The following is a 15,772-nucleotide window of genomic DNA, read 5'->3' as shown; positions in this document are numbered from 1 at the left end:
CGCCCGTATCCCCGGCCGGAGGAGTCACCGGATGGAAGGCGCCCTGCCCGTCCTCGCCCTGGTCGTCGTCGTGGTGACGGCCGGCGCGGTCGCGGTCTCCGCGCACTTTCGCAAGGAACGCGTCGCCGAACTCCGCGGTTGGGCGCGCGCACAGGGATGGACCTACACCGAACACCACCCCGCCCCGTTGGGCGGCGCCGCCCTGCCCCGCCCCCTGGGCGGGCGCTCCCCGCGCTTCCACCACGTCCTGGACGGACGGCACGGCGGCCACCGCGTCACCTTCTTCGAGCACACCCCCCGCCCGGCCGCCCGCGGCACGGACGAGGTCCCGCACACCTACCGGGTGGTGGCCGTGCGCACCCCCGGCACCGACACCGACCTGGAGATCCGCCGCCGCGACGACGCGGCGACCGGAGCCACGACCGACTTCGCACGGGCCTTCCAGGTGTCGGGCGGCGACGGGTTCGCCCGCGCCGCCCTGGGACCGGAGACGGTGGAGTGGCTGCTCTCCGACCCCCGCTCGCGCTCCTTCCCGGTCCGCTTCACCGGGGAGCACGTGCTCACCTGGGCCGTCATGCGGCTGGACCCGGACCGGGCGCTCACGGCGGCCGACTACCTCATCGACCTCATCGACCGCGTCCCCGCGCAGGCCTGGGGGACGCACGCCACCGGCTCCTGACCCGGCCGTACACCGCTCACGCCGCCGGGAGAGCGCTAGAATCCGGCTTGCCCCAACGCAGCAAGGAGTGACATCCGTCTTGAGCGACCCCAACTCGACGGCGCGCATCTCCCGCGCGGACCTGTTCCGCGACGAGGAGGTCCCCGACCCCAACTCGACGGCCCGGATCTCCCGTGCCGACCTCTTCCGCGACGAGGAGGCCCCCGACCCCGACTCGACGGCGCGCATCTCCCGTGCCGAGCTGTTCCGCGATCAGGACGCCGCCCAGGCGCCCGACCCGAACTCCACCGCGCGCATCTCCCGCGCGGACCTGTTCCGCGACGACGACTGACGCGGCCCGCGACGCGAAGAGCGCCCGCCCGGCGGACCGGACGGGCGCTCTTCGCGTGCGGAGGGGCGGGCTCAGCGGCGCTCGCGGACGGCCGCGACGATCTCGGCGACCGCCTCGTCCACCGGCACCCCGTTGTTCTGGGAGCCGTCGCGGTAGCGGAAGGAGACCGCACCCTTGCTGATGTCCTCGTCGCCCGCCAGCAGCATGAAGGGCACCTTCTGCTTCTGGGCGTTGCGGATCTTCTTCTGCATGCGGTCGTCGCCGGCGTCGACCTCCACGCGGATGCCCTGGGAGCGCAGCTCGGCGGCGACCTCCTCCAGGTACGGCACGTGCTCGTCGGCGATCGGGATGCCGACGGCCTGCACCGGGGCCAGCCAGGCCGGGAAGGCGCCCGCGTAGTGCTCCAGCAGGACGGCGAAGAACCGCTCGATGGAGCCGAACAGGGCGCGGTGGATCATCACCGGGCGCTGGCGGGAGCCGTCGGAGGCGGTGTACTCCAGGTCGAACCGCTCGGGCAGGTTGAAGTCCACCTGGATGGTCGACATCTGCCAGGTCCGGCCGATGGCGTCCTTGGCCTGGACGGAGATCTTGGGGCCGTAGAAGGCGGCGCCGCCCGGGTCCATGACCAGCTCCAGCCCCTGCTTCTGGGCGGCCTGGCGCAGGGTCTCGGTGGCCTCCTCCCAGACCTCGTCGGAGCCGATGGACTTCTCCGGGTCCTTGGTGGACAGCTCCAGGTAGAAGTCCTCGAGCCCGTAGTCGCGCAGCAGGTCCAGCACGAAGGTCAGCAGCGAGTCGAGCTCGTCCGCCATCTGCTCCTTGGTGCAGTAGATGTGCGCGTCGTCCTGGGTGAAGCCGCGGGCGCGGGTGAGCCCGTGGACCACCCCGGACTTCTCGTACCGGTACACGGTGCCGAACTCGAACAGGCGCAGCGGCAGCTCGCGGTAGGAGCGCCCGCGCGCGTCGAAGATCAGGTTGTGCATCGGGCAGTTCATCGGCTTGAGGTAGTAGTCCTGGCCGCCGTCGAGCTGCATGGGGGGGTACATGCCGTCCGCGTACCAGTCCAGGTGCCCCGACTTCTCGAACAGGGCGCTCTTGGTGGCGTGCGGGGTGTAGACGAACTGGTAGCCGCTCTCCTCGTGGCGCCGGCGCGAGTAGTCCTCCATGACGCGGCGGACGATGCCGCCGCGGGGGTGGAAGACCGCCAGGCCCGAGCCGATCTCGTCCGGGATGGAGAACAGGTCCAGCTCGGCGCCGAGCTTGCGGTGGTCGCGCTTCTCGGCCTCCTCCAGGAAGGCCAGGTACGCCTTGAGGGCGTCCTTGCTCTCCCAGGCGGTGCCGTAGATGCGCTGCAGCTGCGGGTTGGTCTCCTTGCCGCGCCAGTAGGCGGCGGCGGTGCGCATGAGCTTGAACGCCGGGACGACCCGGGTGGTGGGCAGGTGCGGACCCCGGCACAGGTCCTTCCAGCACTGCTCGCCGCTGCGCGGGTCGATGTTGTCGTAGATGGTCAGCTCGCCCGCGCCGACCTCGGCGGAGGCGCCCTCGGCGGCCTCGGCGGCGCCGCCCTTGAGGCCGATCAGCTCCAGCTTGTAGGGCTCGGTGGCCAGCTCGGCGCGGGCCTCGTCGTCGCCGACGACCCGGCGGTCGAAGCGCTGCCCCTGCTTGATGATCTGCTGCATCTTCTTCTCGATGCTCTTGAGATCGGCCGGGGTGAAGGGCTCGGCGACGTCGAAGTCGTAGTAGAAGCCGTTCTCGACGGGCGGGCCGATGCCCAGCTTGGCCTCGGGGAACAGCTCCTGGACGGCCTGGGCGAGGATGTGCGCGGTGGAGTGGCGCAGGATCGCCCGGCCCTCCTCGGAGTCGATGGTGATCGGCTCGACGGCGTCGCCCTCGTGCAGCTCGCGGAACAGGTCCCGCGGCTCGCCGTTGACCAGCGCGGCGATGACGGTCCGGCCGTCCGCCTCCAGTGCCTGCCCCGCCGTAGTGGTGGCCGCCACCACACGCGGTGTTCCGGCGATGGTGATGTGCAGCTCGGGCGCGGCGGACACGGTGACTCCTCGTAAGACGCGAACAGGTGGTGACGCCGGGCGCCGCGTCCCTTGCGGGCGGCGCCGCGTCTGCGAACGATGCTATCGGCTCCGGGCGGCGGCCGCCCCGCGGTCCGCACGGGACGGGAACGGCGTTCCACCTCGCGGTATACGGCGTATGCGCAGAAGGGGGCGGGGGTTTCCCCAGGGAATTGGGAGGCGTCGGGAACCGGCCTGCCGACACGATCGTTCCCCCTGGAGATCGCATGATTCGGACTCGGGTGTCGCCGTGTCCGAGGGACCGTAACAGGAGGCCCGAGCCGGGACGACCGTGCAGGGCACTCGGTGGGGCACCCGCGGGCAAGACGAATCTGTCACGAATTGTCAGGTTTTCAGCGAGTCGTCCACAGGTTCGCCGAGGGCCATTGATCCCCTTCCGGGGATCGGTGACAATCAGCAGACATCCGACCACCGTCCCAGTCGACCCGAATGCACCCACTCGCTTCGACCGAATACCGTGAGCGCATGTCACCGAGCCCACCGAACGGACCATCGACCCCGGAGACATCCCCCAGCACGTCCCGCAGCAGTCGCCGCGCCCGCGTGTGGCGGCGCACCAGGGCACGGCTCCGCCTCTTCCGCAGGCGCATGCACACCCATCCGGTGCTGCACCTGCCCTGGCGCATCCTCGTGGGCACGGCGGGCGCCCTGATCATCCTCGCCGGCCTGCTGATGATGGTGGCCCCCGGACCGGGGGTCGCGGCGGTCATCCTCGGCCTGGTGGTGCTCAGCACCGAGTTCCTGTGGGCCCGGAAGGTGGTGCGCCCGGCCCAGATCTGGTTCCACCGGGCGGAGCGGTTCGGCATGCGGCTGCGGGCCGAGGCGATGAGGCGCTACCGCGCCCGCCGGGAGCTGCGGCGCAAAAGACTCGCCGGGTGAGCGCGCCCGTCCGCTGAATCGAAGGGCCCGCACGGGCCCTTCGCCGCGTCCGGCGCGGCCGAAGCACCCGGAGGGGCCGCGTCCCGAGCGGGGACCGGTCGCGGCCGCCGACTCGTGCGCCGGGGTCCTCTCCGGCCTGAACGGCGAAACGGCCCCGCGCGGGGGCCGAGGCCTCCGAGCAGAGCCGTTCCGTGAAGCGAGTGGGCGATACAGGACTCGAACCTGTGACCTCATCGGTGTGAACGATGCGCTCTAACCAACTGAGCTAATCGCCCGAGAACCGCGGTGTTCCGCCGTTTCGGTGTCCGCCCTGTCGTTCGGACAAGGAAAACTCTAGCGCATCCCGGAGGGTGGTCGCTCCACCCCGGATCCCTCCCTCCGATACCCCCTGTGACCGAGGTCACATTACGCTACCGTCGGGTTCATGGCAGAGTCACCCGTCGGGCGTGCATCCCCACAGATAGAAGGAGTTCACGGCCCGGTGGGCGCCCTGCGCGACCCCGTATAGCGCAGTCTTCGTGACGCGGGCCACCCGACATTGGGAAATCTTTGGTTTCTCCTGGTCATTACAGTGACGAAGGATCGCGGAGCCGCCGAGCGGCGCGCCGCGCCCGCAGGGCGGGCGGCGAGACCTCCGGTCCGATCGAAGAAAGTCCCCGTACTCACGTCATAGTCCGCGAGCGACCCCGTTGGAGCGAGTGAGACGGCACCGACCCGCACCGCCGCAGGCGAGGGCCGGACGAGAAAAGGTTTGGCGAACATGAACAGTAGCGACACCACTGCCACCGCCGAGCTGGGCCTTCGGCTCGTGGTTCCCGAGCGCACCGCGGTTCCCCTGGTCGCACGGCTCGACTACAGCGCGGAGGACCCGTACGCGATCCGCGTGGCCTTCCACACCGGCGAGGAGGACCCCGTCGAGTGGATCTTCGCCCGTGAGCTCCTGACCGTCGGCATCGTCCGCCCGGTCGGCGAGGGCGACGTCCGCGTGTGGCCCTCCAAGGACGAGCACGGCGAGCGCAACGTCTGCATCGCGCTCTCCTCCCCCTTCGGGCAGGCCGAGTTCGACACCCAGGTGTCGCCCCTGGCCGAGTTCCTCCACCGGACCTACGAGATCGTCCCGGCCGGCCAGGAGGCCCAGTTCGTGGACCTCGACGAGGAGATCCAGCAGCACCTGGCCTCCTAGGCCCGCGGGCCACGGGGTCGCACGGTCACAGCACCGCACAGTCCAACAGCAGGGGGACGGCGCCGAGCGCCGTCCCCCTTCGTGTGTCCCGCGGGTCCGTCACGGGTCCAGGTCGGCCGCCGCGCGCTCGGCGAACACCTTCATCGCCTCCAGGGTGACCGGCCCGGGGGCCTGCGACACCTCCAGGTCGCCGATGCCGAGGACCGGCTGCACGTCGCGGCCGGTGGAGGTCAGGAACGCCTCACCGATCTCCGGCAGGCGCTCCATCGGCACGTCCTCCTCCTCGCCGCCGTACCACTCCAGGACGAGCTCGCGAGTGATGCCCGCCAGCGGGCCCGCGGACAGCGGCGGGGTCACCAGGCGGCCGTCCAGCACCACGAAGATGTTGCTGCCGGTGCCCTCGCACAGGTTCCCCGAGATGTTGCGGAAGACCGCCTCGCTCGCCCCGCGGGCCTTGGCGTAGGCCAGGGCGCGCACGTTGTCGGCGTAGGAGGTGGTCTTGAGCCCCGCCAGGGCGCCGAACTCGTTGCGCGGCCAGGGGGCCAGGGCGACGTTCGTGTGCGGGGGGATCGGCGGGAAGGGGCCCAGCGCCACGATCATGGTCTGCTCGCCGACGGACCGGTCCGAGCCCAGCGGGCCGGCGCCGTCCGTCACGGTGATGCGCACCCGGGCGTCGGAGAGCTCGGGGTTGGCGGCCACCGCCTGTTCCACGCCCGAGGCGACCAGGTCCAGGTCGGGCGTCTCCATGCCCAGCCCCTCGGCGGAGCGGGCCAGGCGGCGCAGGTGGCGGGTGAGCGCGAACGTGCGGCCCTGCCGCGCCCGAACGGTCTCGAAGACGCCGTCGCCCACGGTGATGCCGTGGTCGGCCACAGGAATCCGCGCCTCGGCCGCGTCGACGACGGTGCCACGGCCGTAGCCGGCCCCGGCGATCCACACCCTCATTGTCCCAACCCCCACGCTTCTCGGGTGCCCGGACGGGCCCGGGCCGCGGCACGATCCTCCCACCTCAGGGGCGGCGGCGACGCCCGGGTGCCTACCGGCAGCCCGTCGGGCTTGGCAAGGGTCATGACCGGCACCGGCCGTGGTCCGGTTCTCCAGGTCCGTTCATCATCGCATCGTGACTGGTCAGGCGCACACCGAAAAAAGGCGGCCCGGTCCCCTGACGCCCGGAGGGCCGAAAAGATAAGTTACGAATGGCTATCATCTGGGCAACGCTTATGCGGGACCCGGCGGTGACCGGTCGTGCTCTCCCCCCTCGGACGACCGTCCCGCGGCGCACGGGCCCCGCAGGTCCCCTGACCGCTCCGACCCGACAGAGCAAAGAGAGACATGACCCCACCGAGCACCGCCCGCGGAGAACTCAGCTGGCTGCTGGACGACCTCCTCACCCGGGCCTCCGGAACGCAGCACGCCATCGTCCTGTCCACCGACGGACTCCTCATGGCGACCTCCAGTGGTCTGGACCGCCCGGCCGCCGAACACCTGTCGGCGATCGCCTCGGGCCTGCACAGCCTCGCCGGAGGGGCCAGCAAGCAGTTCTCCGCGGGGAACATCCGCCAGAGCATCATCGAGATGGACCGCGCGTTCCTCTTCGTCGCCGCAGCGGGCGAGGGGGCGTGCATGGCCCTGATGTCGGACTCCGACAGCGACGTGGGCCTGATCGCCTACGAGATGAACAAGGTGATCGAGAGGGTCGGCCAGTACCTCTCCGCACCGCCCCGGCCCGACATGCCCTCCACCCCGGCACACGTCGAGAAGTGACCTCCCCCGCCGCCGCGGCGGGCCGCCCGCCGGCCCTGCCACGGCAGGGGGCCCGGGCGCGTCCGGGCCGCCGATTTCGCGCTCGGCCCGGAATCCGCTAGAGTTCTTAACGCAGCGAGCGGGGCGGACCGGCACGACCGGGAGGCCCGCGGAACTCGCCGCGCGGACGTGGCTCAGCTGGTAGAGCATCACCTTGCCAAGGTGAGGGTCGCGGGTTCGAATCCCGTCGTCCGCTCCAACGGTCCGACTCGGCCACCGCGAGGTGGCGGAGTGGGACCGGCCCCGGGACCCGGTCCCGGAGCACACGCGGACGTGGCTCAGCTGGTAGAGCATCACCTTGCCAAGGTGAGGGTCGCGGGTTCGAATCCCGTCGTCCGCTCGGAGAGGCCCGCATGGGTGTCCACAAGGCGGCTCCCCCATGTCGTTTCCTGGCGGAGTGGCCGAGTGGTTGAGGCAAGGGACTGCAAATCCCTGCACACGGGTTCGATTCCCGTCTCCGCCTCCATGCACCTCATCTCCCATGAGGGCGGTTAGCTCAGTTGGTTAGAGCGCTACCTTGACACGGTAGAGGTCACAGGTTCGAATCCTGTATCGCCCACGCCCGGCCCGCACGGACGTCGCACAGCGACACCGTGCGGGCCTTCTGCTTTTCCCGGGAGGGTCCTCTCCGGGGCCGTCCGGGGGCCGTCGCCGGGGCGGGGCCCGGGGCGATGACAGATGTCATCGGTGGGGGCGTGCGAATCACAGGGGAAACCGGTGATGGCCGCCTCTGCCGGGCGCTGCGGCCCCCTCGTTAGGTTCGGGGTATGAACAGCGACGACCACCTCCACCCCTCCCCGACCGCGCGGCCGACCGACGCGCCGCCCGCCCCCGCACAGGAATCCGCCCCCGTCCCGCCGCCCGCCCCGCGTCGCCGCGGACCGCGGCCGGTCCCCGAGGGGGTGCCCTACCACCGTGTCCTGGCCGGGGAGAAGCGCGGCGTCTGGCGCGGCATCCTCGCGATCGTGCTGCTCGTGGTCGGGATGCTGCTGTTCAGCACCGTCCTCTCCTTCCTGGCCGTCGCCGTCGACATGCTGACGGGCAGGACCGACCCGACGTCGGGCGAGTTCGAGCTCACCCCGCTGCTCAACGCCTCGGGCCTGCTGGCGATGGCGCTGCTCACCCCCTGGAGCATGCTCGTCCAGCGGTGGCTGTACGGGGTGAGGGGCGCGTCCCTGCACTCGGTCCTGGCGCACTTCCGGTCCGGGCCGTTCACCCGCTCCCTGCTGGTCATCGGCCCGATCTGGGTCGTCTACATGACCGCCTTCTCGTTCGTCACGCCCTACGAGGAGGGCGTCTGGTCGACCACCGACCTGTTCCTGAGCTTCGGCATCATCATGCTGCTGGTGCCGCTCCAGGCCGCCGGCGAGGAGTACGGCTTCCGCGGGCTGATCTTCCGGGTCGCCGGGAGCTGGAGCCGCGGCCCGCGTGCGGCCCTGGCCATCGGCGTCACCGTCTCCAGCCTGGTGTTCATGGCGGCGCACTTCGCGGCCGACCCGTGGCTCAACCTCTACTACTTCACGTTCGGCGCCACCCTGGCCCTCATCACCTGGCGCACGGGCGGGCTGGAGGTCGCGATCGTCATCCACGCGGTGAACAACACGCTCGCGTTCCTGATCTCCGTCCTCACCCACTCCGACCTCGCCGCCGGGTTCGACCGCTCGGTGGGCACCGGGTCCGCGATCATGCTCGTCCCCTGCGTCCTGCTCGTCGCCGTCACGGCGGTGGTGTGGTGGCGCACCCGGCGGACCGGGCCCGCGCTGACCCCCGCCGGGCCCCGGCCCGGCCAGGTCCCCGCGGCCTGACGCCCGGCGTCCCGGGACCAGTCGGCGGGGGCGGCACGGCGTGCCGCCCCCGCCTTCCCCGTGTCCGCGCGGGCGTCAGGGGACGCGGTGGCCCGCGGCGCGGAACAGCTCGTACCACTCCGGGCGGGTCAGGGGCAGGTCCGACCCCCGGGCCGCCCCGGTCACCCGCTCGGGGGTGGTGGTGCCCAGCACGACCTGCATGCGGGCGGGGTGGCGGGTGATCCAGGCGGTGGCGACGGCCACGGGCGGCACCCCGTACTTCCCGGCGAGCCGGTCGATGACGGCGTTCAGCTCCGGGTACTCGGGCGAACCGAGGAAGACCCCGTTGAAGAACCCGGCCTGGAACGGCGACCACGCCTGGACGGTGATGTCGTGCAGCCGGGCGTGGTCCAGGACACCGCCGCCGTCCAGGGTGGCCGACTGCGGTTCCCCGAGCATGTTGGAGGCCACCCCCTGGGCGATGATCGGGGCGTGGGTGATCGACAGCTGGAGCTGGTTCACCACGATGGGCTGGCGCACGTACCGGCGCAGCAGGTCGATCTGGCGGGGCGTGTGGTTGGAGACCCCGAAGGCGCGGACCTTCCCCGCGGCCTCCAGTTCGTCGAACGCCCGGGCGACCTCCTCCGGCTCGACGAGGGCGTCGGGCCGGTGCAGCAGCAGGATGTCGATGCGGTCGGTGTCCAGGGCCCGCAGCGAGCCCTCCACGGACCCGACGATGTGCTCGTACGAGTAGTCGAAGTACGGCCCCTCCGGGACGATGCCGACCTTGGTCTGAATGGTGAGGGCGTCGCGCTCGGCCGGGGTGAGGCGCATCGCCTCGGCGAAGCGGCGCTCGCACTCGTGCAGGGTGCGGCCGTAGATGTCGGCGTGGTCGACGAAGTCGATGCCCGCCTCCCGGGCGGTGCGCACGAGGGTGCGGATCTCGTCGTCGGTCCTGTCCGCGATGCGCATGAGGCCGAGCACGACGTTGGGGGCGGTGATGTCCGTCCCGGGCAGGGTGAGGGTCTTCACGGGTTTCCTTTCGATCCGGCGGTCACGACGTTAGGAGCCCGGACCGGGGGAAGTCCAACGGGGGTGTCCGGCGGCCGGGCCGCCCCGGGCGCGTCGGCTGACACGGCGGCGGCGCATCCTCCCGGAACGGGCGGTCGGCGTCTACCGTGGGCCCATGAGCGAATCCGAGATCGACACCTCCGCCCCGCCCAGCGGCCCCGGCTGCCAGGAGTGCCTGGCCGGTGAGGGCTGGTGGTTCCACCTGCGCCGCTGCGCGGCCTGCGGGCACGTGGGCTGCTGTGACAGCTCCCCGGGGCAGCACGCCACCCGCCATTTCGAGGAGACCGGGCATCCGCTCATCCAGAGCTACGAGCCGGGCGAGGCGTGGTTCTACGACTTCCGCAGCCGGGAGGCCGGCGACGGCCCGGAGCTGGCGGAGCCCACCTCGCACCCCGCGGACCAGCCGTCCCCGGGGCCGGAGGGCCGGGTGCCCGCCGACTGGACGAGGCGGCTCCACCGCTGACCCTCAGCCGTCCCCCGGGCGCCCGCGGGCCTGGAGGCGTACGGCCACCAGGCGTACCGCGGCCGCGATGACCCCGGCGTTGAAGAGCATCTGGACGATGAGCAGTGCGCGCGCCCACTGGCCCTGGGCGTGGATGTCGCCGAAGCCGATGGTGGCCAGTGTGGAGAGGGCGAAGTAGAGGGCGTCGGTCCGGGTCTCCAGTCCGCTGAACTCGTCGGGACGGGTCAGCGCCAGCCCGTGGTCGGCCAGGGCGAAGAGCGCGATCCCGGAGGCGGCGAGCAGCACCGGCGGGCGCAGGGGCAGCGCGGCCGGGTCCTCGCGCGCCTGGAGCCGGGCCGCACGGGCCACCAGCAGGGTGATCAGTCCGACCCCGAGGACCAGTCCCGTCCAGCGCAGCCCCAGCTGCCAGGCCGGGCCGGTGCCCTCCAGGGGTACGAGGTAGTACAGCGCGCCGATCAGGAGCACCTCCCCCGCGAGGGTCGCGTGCTCCCACCGGCGCCGGGACGGGCTCCGCCCGCTCACGAAGGCCATGACCCACAGTCATAGCACGGACACGGCGGGCTTTCCCGGTGGTCAGCGCAGGGCCGCGCGGCGCTCCAGGATCTCCAGCACCCGTTCGTACCAGCGCAGGTTCTCCTCCTCCAGGGCGATGCCGCGGAGCAGGGTGAGGTAGGGGCCGATCCGCTCGGCCCGGGCCAGGTGCTCCTCCTCGCCGCGCCCCTGGAGCAGGCGCTCGCGCAGGCGCAGGTAGTGGCCCAGGCGGGCGCTGGACCAGGCGGTGCGCTCGGTCACGGCGGTGCGCACCGCGTCGGTGTCGCCCGCGTCCACCGCCTGCACCTGGACCATGAGCTCGTCGCGGATGGCGATGTGCCGCGGCGGGCGCTCGGTGAAGGCCCGCAGCTCCGCGTGCCCGTGCCCGGTGAGGGTGAAGACGCGCTTGTCGGGTCTGCGCTCCTGGCGGACCACGGTCGCCTCGATGAGGCCCTCGCCCTCCATCCGCTCCAGCTCCCGGTAGATCTGCTGGGGGGTGGCCATCCAAAAGTTGCCCACCGAGGAGTCGAAGACCTTCGTCAGGTCGTACCCGGAGGCCGGCCCCTCCAGTAGGGCGGCCATGACGGCGTTGCGCAGTGCCATCCGGTCACTGTAGCGCCGGGCCCGCCGCCGCGCCGTCGGCCGGCCGCTCCGCGCGAACCGCACCCGTGTACAGGCCGCGCGGGAGCTGTTAGCCTCCCGTCCACCTACTCAATTTTTTGAATAAGGAGTGTGCGCCATGGGGACCTTCCGCGAAGCAGTCGAGGCCCGGGACCCCGACGCCGTCGCCGGCCTGCTCGCCGACGACGTCGTCTTCACCAGCCCGGTGGCGTTCAGACCCCACCACGGCAGGGCCGTCACGGCCGCGATCCTGCGCGCGGTGCTGGAGGTGTTCGAGGACTTCCGCTACGTCGGCGAGTACACCTCCGACGACGGCCGCGAGCACGTGCTGCGGTTCCGGGCCTCGGTGTCGGGCAGGGAGGTGGAGGGCTGCGACCTGCTCCACTACGCCGACGACGGCCGGGTCGACGCCCTCACCGTGATGGTCCGCCCGCTGTCGGGCCTCCAGGCCCTGGCCGACGCCATGAACGCCCGGTTCGACCGGATCCGCGAGGAGGCCGCGTCCGCCGGGTGAGGGCGGGAGGGCGTCGCCCCCGGCGGGCGCGGCGCCTACCCTCGAAGGCGTGACGAACGCACTCGCGACGACCGACCCCGCGACCGCGGCCGACCGGATCCGCCGGGTCCTGGGGGACGGCCCCGTCCTGGCCCTGACCGGGGCCGGCATCTCCACCGACTCGGGCATCCCCGACTACCGGGGGCCCGGCTCGCCGCCCCGCACCCCCATGACGTACCAGCAGTTCGTCGGCGACCCGGCCTTCCGCCGCCACTACTGGGCGCGCAACCACGTCGGCTGGCGGCACGTGCACCGCACCCGGCCCAACGACGGCCACCGCGCGCTGGCGAGGCTGGAGGCCGCGGGGGTCGTCTCGGCGGTCATCACCCAGAACGTGGACACCCTGCACGAGGCGGCGGGCAGCCGCTCGGTGATCGACCTGCACGGCCGCTACGACCGGGTGGTGTGCCTGGAGTGCGCCGCGGTGATCCCCCGCGACCGGCTGGCCGAGCGGCTGACCGCGCTCAACCCCGGCTTCACCGGCGGGGTGGACGACGTCGAGATCGCCCCCGACGCCGACGCGGCGCTGTCGGCCACCGAGGGCTTCCGGGTGGCCGACTGCGCCGACTGCGGCGGCATGCTCAAGCCCGACATCGTCTACTTCGGCGAGAACGTGCCCCCCGCTCGGGTCCGCCGCGGGTACCGGCTGGTGGAGGAGGCCGCCGCGCTCCTGGTCGTCGGCTCGTCGCTGACCGTCCTGTCGGGGCGGCGGTTCGTCAAGGCGGCCGCCGACCGCCACCTGCCGATCGTCATCGTCAACCGGGGCGCCACCCGCGGCGACGCGCTGGCCGACCTCACCGTCGACGCGGGCTGCTCGGAGGTGCTCACCGCCCTGGCCGACTCCTACACCGGCTGAGGGCGCGGCGGGGCCGGGGGCTCAGTCGAGCCCGGCGAGGAACTCCAGCAGGGCCGCGTTGACCTCCTCCGGCCGTTCCTGCTGCGTCCAGTGGCCGCAGCCCGGCAGGGTGACGTCCCCCCGCAGGTCCGGGACGATCGAGGTGAGCGCCGCACGCAGCTCCGGGACCCCGCGCATGGCCAGGACCAGGTCCATCGTGCCCACCATGTACAGCCCGGGCACGTCGATGGTGCGCCCTCGGAAGGGGGACATCAGCCCCTGGTTGGCCTCGATGTTGCGGTACCAGTTCAGCGGCCCGGTGTAGGCGTGCTCCTTGTGCAGGGCGTGCTCGCGGGCGAAGAACCGCACGGCGTCCTCGGTGAGCCAGCCGGGCAGCGTCTCCGGTTCGGGCAGGCTGTCCACGGCCGTCGTCCCCTCGGGGATCATCCACAGCCCGGGCTCGTCGACGCCGGGCTTGTCGCCGGAGCCACCCGCCAGGAGCCGCCGCAGGAACCGGACCGGGTCGGCGGCCATCTCCGCGTCGGCCCGGCCCGGCTCCTGGAAGTAGACCTGGTAGTAGCCCTCGCCGTAGAGCTTCCGCGTCACCGAGGGCGGCGGCATCATCGCCGGGGGCGCCGGCGGCACGCTCAGGCCGACCACCCCGCGCACCAGGTCCGGGCGCATGAGCGCGGTGGCCCAGGCGACCGGGGCGCCCCAGTCGTGGCCCACCACGACGGCCCGCTCCTCCCCCAGCGCGTCGATGAGCGCGACCACGTCGCCCACCAGGTGCGGCAGCGAGTAGTCCGACACCTCCTTCGGGCGGTCGCTGCGGCCGTACCCGCGCTGGTCGGGGGCGACGACCCGGTATCCGGCCTCGGCCAGGGCCGTGAGCTGGTACCGCCAGGAGTACCAGCCCTCGGGGAACCCGTGCAGGAGCAGGACCAGCGGCCCGCTCCCCTGCTCCGCGATGTGCAGTCGGACTCCGTTGACCCGGATGTCCCTGTGCGCCATGTCCACCGTCCGTTACTCGGTCGATCGGGGGGGTCACGGCCACGCTACTGTGCGGGCCGCCGCTCCGTCCGCCCCGCCGGGCGACACGGAGCGAACGTTCTCGGACACGTCGGCGGATGCCAGAGGAAAAGGGACCCCGGCGGTAATCCCGCCCGCCCCGCCGAGGACTACTTCCCCGAGAGTCCGATGACGGCGAAGGAGACCGATGAGGACCGACAGGGCCGATGCCCCGCCCACCGACCGGTTGGCGGATCTCTACGACCGATATCACGCCAGGATCCTGGCGTTCTGTCTCCTGCGCGCGGACGAGACGGTGGCCGAGGAGGTGGCCAGTGAGACGTTCGTGATCGCCTGGCGCAAGCTGTCCGCCCTCCCGGACCCGCCGCTGCCCTGGCTGTTGGGCGTGGCCCGCAACCTGCTGCGCAAGCAGTACGGCGCCCGGATGCGCCGGGAGACCCTGCTGCGGCGGCTGGCCGAGCTGGCCGACCGGCGCGACGAGCAGGAGTGGGACGTCGCCGAGCGGTTCGTGTTGCGCGAGAGCGCCGTCCGGGCCCTGAGCGAGCTGTCCGAGAAGCACGTGGAGGCGCTGACCCTCGTCGCCTGGAACGGGCTCTCCCCCGCCGAGGCGGGACGGGTGGTGGGCTGCTCGGCCGGGACCTTCTCGGTCCGCCTGCACCGCGCCCGCCGCGCACTGCTCAAGGAACTGGAGGCCCTGGAGGGCTCCGCGGCCCGCCGGGGGCGGGGGCGCGGCTCCCCCGATCCGCGGCCGCCCGGCCCCCGCACCCCCGACCACACCATCGTCCGCACCGTGCACCAGGAGGCCCGATGATCCAGGAAGACATCCTCGACACCGTGTCCGCGCTGGAGCCCCCGGCCCTGCGCGAGCGCGCCGAAGAACTGAGCCGGGCGAACCGGGAACAGGTCCTGGCGCGGGCCCGGGCCGCGGGCGGCCGGCGCGCGTTCCTGCGTGCCGCCGCCGACCGCCGCTGGCGGCTCCCGGTGACGGTGGGCGCGCTGGCCACCGCCGCCGCGGTCGCCGCCGGACTCTTCGTGTACTCCCCGGAACGGCTCGTGGTCCCCGGTGAGCCGGGCGGCGCCGACGTGCAGAACAGCGGCACGGAGGCCCCCGCCTACGCGGACGCGCGGGAGCTGCTCGCGGCCGCCGCCGAGGCGGCCGCGGCGCAGGAGGAGGAGCAGGGCGGCTTCTGGTACGTGCGCACCCGCAACCACCGCCCGGCGGGCCCGCTGGACTACGGCCAGGCCGAGTACACCGCCCTCCAGACCTTCACCGAGGAGGAGTGGGTCGAGTTGGGCGGCGGGTTCCGGACACTGAACAACCTCAACCTCCGCACGGAGACCACCTTCCCCAGCGAGGCGGACGAGAGGGCGTGGGAGGAGGCCGGGTCCCCCGAATTGGACCACACCACCCCGATGAGCACCGCGTACCGGGGCGAGGGCGTCAACATGCTGAACCTGAGGGTCTCCGAGCTGCCGCGGCTCCCCGGGGACGCGGAGGGGCTGGAGGTCCTGCTGCGTGAGCAGTGGACGGCGGAGGTGGAACGGGGAGGCGAGCCCGGGCAGGGGACGGAGGAGCACTTCGACGCCTACCTGAGGGAGGCCTTCGCCGACCTGGCCACCTCCCCGGTGCGCGGCGACACCCGTGGGGCGCTCTTCACCGTGGCGGCGGGGCTGGAGGGGATCCGGCTGGTCGGGCCGGCCGAGGACCCGCTCGGGCGGGCGGGCTACAAGGTGGCGGTCCCCTACGCGCTCGCCCCCCAGGACGAGGAGCTGACGACCTACTGGATCATCGACCCCGGGACCGGCACCCTGCTGAGCGAGCACCGCGCCGGCGGCGAGGTCTGGGTGGCCTACGAGGAGGCCGGTTTCGTCCAGGAGATCGGCGAGCCGGCGGTGCCCGTCGACTACCAGGACCTGCGCGGGGAGTGA

General features: G+C 72.5%; 17 protein-coding genes and 5 tRNA genes. 15 read left to right on the top strand and 7 right to left on the bottom strand.

Features of this window, described 5'->3' with window-relative positions:
* The first annotated feature begins 31 nt into the window (after nucleotides 1-31).
* Nucleotides 32-679 (top strand): hypothetical protein, encoded by a 648-nt coding sequence (locus tag KGD84_RS08880; protein WP_220559774.1) that lies wholly within the window; start codon nucleotides 32-34, stop codon nucleotides 677-679.
* A gap of 79 nt (nucleotides 680-758) precedes the next feature.
* On the top strand, nucleotides 759-1,010 hold the full coding sequence (locus KGD84_RS08875) for a hypothetical protein (RefSeq protein ID WP_220565933.1): 252 nt from the start codon (nucleotides 759-761) through the stop codon (nucleotides 1,008-1,010).
* 71 nt (nucleotides 1,011-1,081) lie between these two features.
* Here the strand turns inward: KGD84_RS08875 and thrS are convergent, their stop codons facing one another.
* Nucleotides 1,082-3,055, bottom strand: a complete 1,974-nt coding sequence (gene thrS / locus KGD84_RS08870; RefSeq protein ID WP_220559773.1) for a threonine--tRNA ligase — start codon at nucleotides 3,053-3,055, stop codon at nucleotides 1,082-1,084.
* A 627-nt stretch (nucleotides 3,056-3,682) separates the two neighbouring features.
* Here thrS and KGD84_RS08865 point away from each other — a divergent pair.
* Nucleotides 3,683-3,973, top strand: coding sequence for a PGPGW domain-containing protein (locus KGD84_RS08865; protein WP_220559772.1), 291 nt, complete (start codon nucleotides 3,683-3,685; stop codon nucleotides 3,971-3,973).
* Nucleotides 3,974-4,174: 201 nt separating this feature from the next.
* Here the strand turns inward: KGD84_RS08865 and KGD84_RS08860 are convergent.
* Nucleotides 4,175-4,248: transfer RNA gene (locus KGD84_RS08860), tRNA-Val, on the bottom strand.
* Between the two features lie 485 nt (nucleotides 4,249-4,733).
* Between KGD84_RS08860 and KGD84_RS08855 the strand changes: the two genes are divergently transcribed.
* Entirely contained in the window at nucleotides 4,734-5,156 is a 423-nt protein-coding gene (locus KGD84_RS08855) for an SsgA family sporulation/cell division regulator (RefSeq protein ID WP_220559771.1), read from the top strand.
* Between the two features lie 99 nt (nucleotides 5,157-5,255).
* Here the strand turns inward: KGD84_RS08855 and KGD84_RS08850 are convergent, their stop codons facing one another.
* Complete coding sequence (locus tag KGD84_RS08850; RefSeq protein ID WP_220559770.1) at nucleotides 5,256-6,098, bottom strand: aminotransferase class IV; 843 nt, start codon at nucleotides 6,096-6,098, stop codon at nucleotides 5,256-5,258.
* A 387-nt stretch (nucleotides 6,099-6,485) separates the two neighbouring features.
* Between KGD84_RS08850 and KGD84_RS08845 the strand changes: the two genes are divergently transcribed.
* From KGD84_RS08845 to KGD84_RS08820, 6 genes are all read left to right on the top strand, one after another.
* Nucleotides 6,486-6,917: a roadblock/LC7 domain-containing protein gene (locus KGD84_RS08845; protein WP_017546789.1), complete on the top strand. Its 432-nt coding sequence runs from the start codon at nucleotides 6,486-6,488 to the stop codon at nucleotides 6,915-6,917.
* A 162-nt stretch (nucleotides 6,918-7,079) separates the two neighbouring features.
* Nucleotides 7,080-7,155, top strand: a tRNA-Gly gene (locus KGD84_RS08840).
* A gap of 68 nt (nucleotides 7,156-7,223) precedes the next feature.
* Nucleotides 7,224-7,296: transfer RNA gene (locus tag KGD84_RS08835), tRNA-Gly, on the top strand.
* A 51-nt stretch (nucleotides 7,297-7,347) separates the two neighbouring features.
* A tRNA-Cys gene (locus tag KGD84_RS08830) sits at nucleotides 7,348-7,422 on the top strand.
* A 19-nt stretch (nucleotides 7,423-7,441) separates the two neighbouring features.
* Nucleotides 7,442-7,515: transfer RNA gene (locus KGD84_RS08825), tRNA-Val, on the top strand.
* Between the two features lie 208 nt (nucleotides 7,516-7,723).
* A complete protein-coding gene (locus KGD84_RS08820; protein WP_220559768.1) occupies nucleotides 7,724-8,761 on the top strand; it encodes a CPBP family intramembrane glutamic endopeptidase in 1,038 nt (345 codons plus the stop codon).
* A gap of 75 nt (nucleotides 8,762-8,836) precedes the next feature.
* Here the strand turns inward: KGD84_RS08820 and KGD84_RS08815 are convergent, their stop codons facing one another.
* Nucleotides 8,837-9,772: an aldo/keto reductase gene (locus tag KGD84_RS08815; protein ID WP_255646418.1), complete on the bottom strand. Its 936-nt coding sequence runs from the start codon at nucleotides 9,770-9,772 to the stop codon at nucleotides 8,837-8,839.
* Between the two features lie 154 nt (nucleotides 9,773-9,926).
* On the opposite strand from KGD84_RS08815, the gene KGD84_RS08810 reads away from it, so the two are divergent.
* Nucleotides 9,927-10,274: a UBP-type zinc finger domain-containing protein gene (locus KGD84_RS08810; protein ID WP_220559767.1), complete on the top strand. Its 348-nt coding sequence runs from the start codon at nucleotides 9,927-9,929 to the stop codon at nucleotides 10,272-10,274.
* A gap of 3 nt (nucleotides 10,275-10,277) precedes the next feature.
* On the opposite strand, the gene KGD84_RS08805 is transcribed toward KGD84_RS08810, so the two are convergent.
* Entirely contained in the window at nucleotides 10,278-10,805 is a 528-nt protein-coding gene (locus KGD84_RS08805) for a potassium channel family protein (protein WP_220559766.1), read from the bottom strand.
* A gap of 42 nt (nucleotides 10,806-10,847) precedes the next feature.
* Nucleotides 10,848-11,408, bottom strand: coding sequence for a PadR family transcriptional regulator (locus KGD84_RS08800; RefSeq protein ID WP_220559765.1), 561 nt, complete (start codon nucleotides 11,406-11,408; stop codon nucleotides 10,848-10,850).
* 136 nt (nucleotides 11,409-11,544) lie between these two features.
* Between KGD84_RS08800 and KGD84_RS08795 the strand changes: the two genes are divergently transcribed.
* Together KGD84_RS08795 and KGD84_RS08790 are read left to right on the top strand one after the other, a co-directional pair.
* Nucleotides 11,545-11,940: a nuclear transport factor 2 family protein gene (locus KGD84_RS08795; protein WP_220559764.1), complete on the top strand. Its 396-nt coding sequence runs from the start codon at nucleotides 11,545-11,547 to the stop codon at nucleotides 11,938-11,940.
* Nucleotides 11,941-11,989: 49 nt separating this feature from the next.
* Entirely contained in the window at nucleotides 11,990-12,835 is an 846-nt protein-coding gene (locus KGD84_RS08790; RefSeq protein ID WP_255646417.1) for an NAD-dependent protein deacetylase, read from the top strand.
* Nucleotides 12,836-12,856: 21 nt separating this feature from the next.
* Here KGD84_RS08790 and KGD84_RS08785 read toward each other — a convergent pair whose 3' ends face one another.
* Nucleotides 12,857-13,831, bottom strand: a complete 975-nt coding sequence (locus KGD84_RS08785) for an alpha/beta fold hydrolase (RefSeq protein ID WP_220559763.1) — start codon at nucleotides 13,829-13,831, stop codon at nucleotides 12,857-12,859.
* 199 nt (nucleotides 13,832-14,030) lie between these two features.
* Here KGD84_RS08785 and KGD84_RS08780 point away from each other — a divergent pair, with 199 nt between their 5' ends.
* Both KGD84_RS08780 and KGD84_RS08775 read left to right on the top strand, forming a co-directional pair.
* Nucleotides 14,031-14,654 (top strand): RNA polymerase sigma factor, encoded by a 624-nt coding sequence (locus KGD84_RS08780; protein ID WP_220559762.1) that lies wholly within the window; start codon nucleotides 14,031-14,033, stop codon nucleotides 14,652-14,654.
* Entirely contained in the window at nucleotides 14,651-15,772 is a 1,122-nt protein-coding gene (locus KGD84_RS08775) for a CU044_5270 family protein (protein ID WP_220559761.1), read from the top strand. Before KGD84_RS08780 ends, KGD84_RS08775 begins: the two co-directional genes overlap by 4 nt.

Source organism: Nocardiopsis changdeensis (genome assembly GCF_018316655.1).
Taxonomy (GTDB): Bacteria; Actinomycetota; Actinomycetes; order Streptosporangiales; family Streptosporangiaceae; genus Nocardiopsis; species Nocardiopsis changdeensis.
Note: the sequence above shows the minus strand (reverse complement) of the source record. Positions and strands in the feature narration are given on the sequence as shown.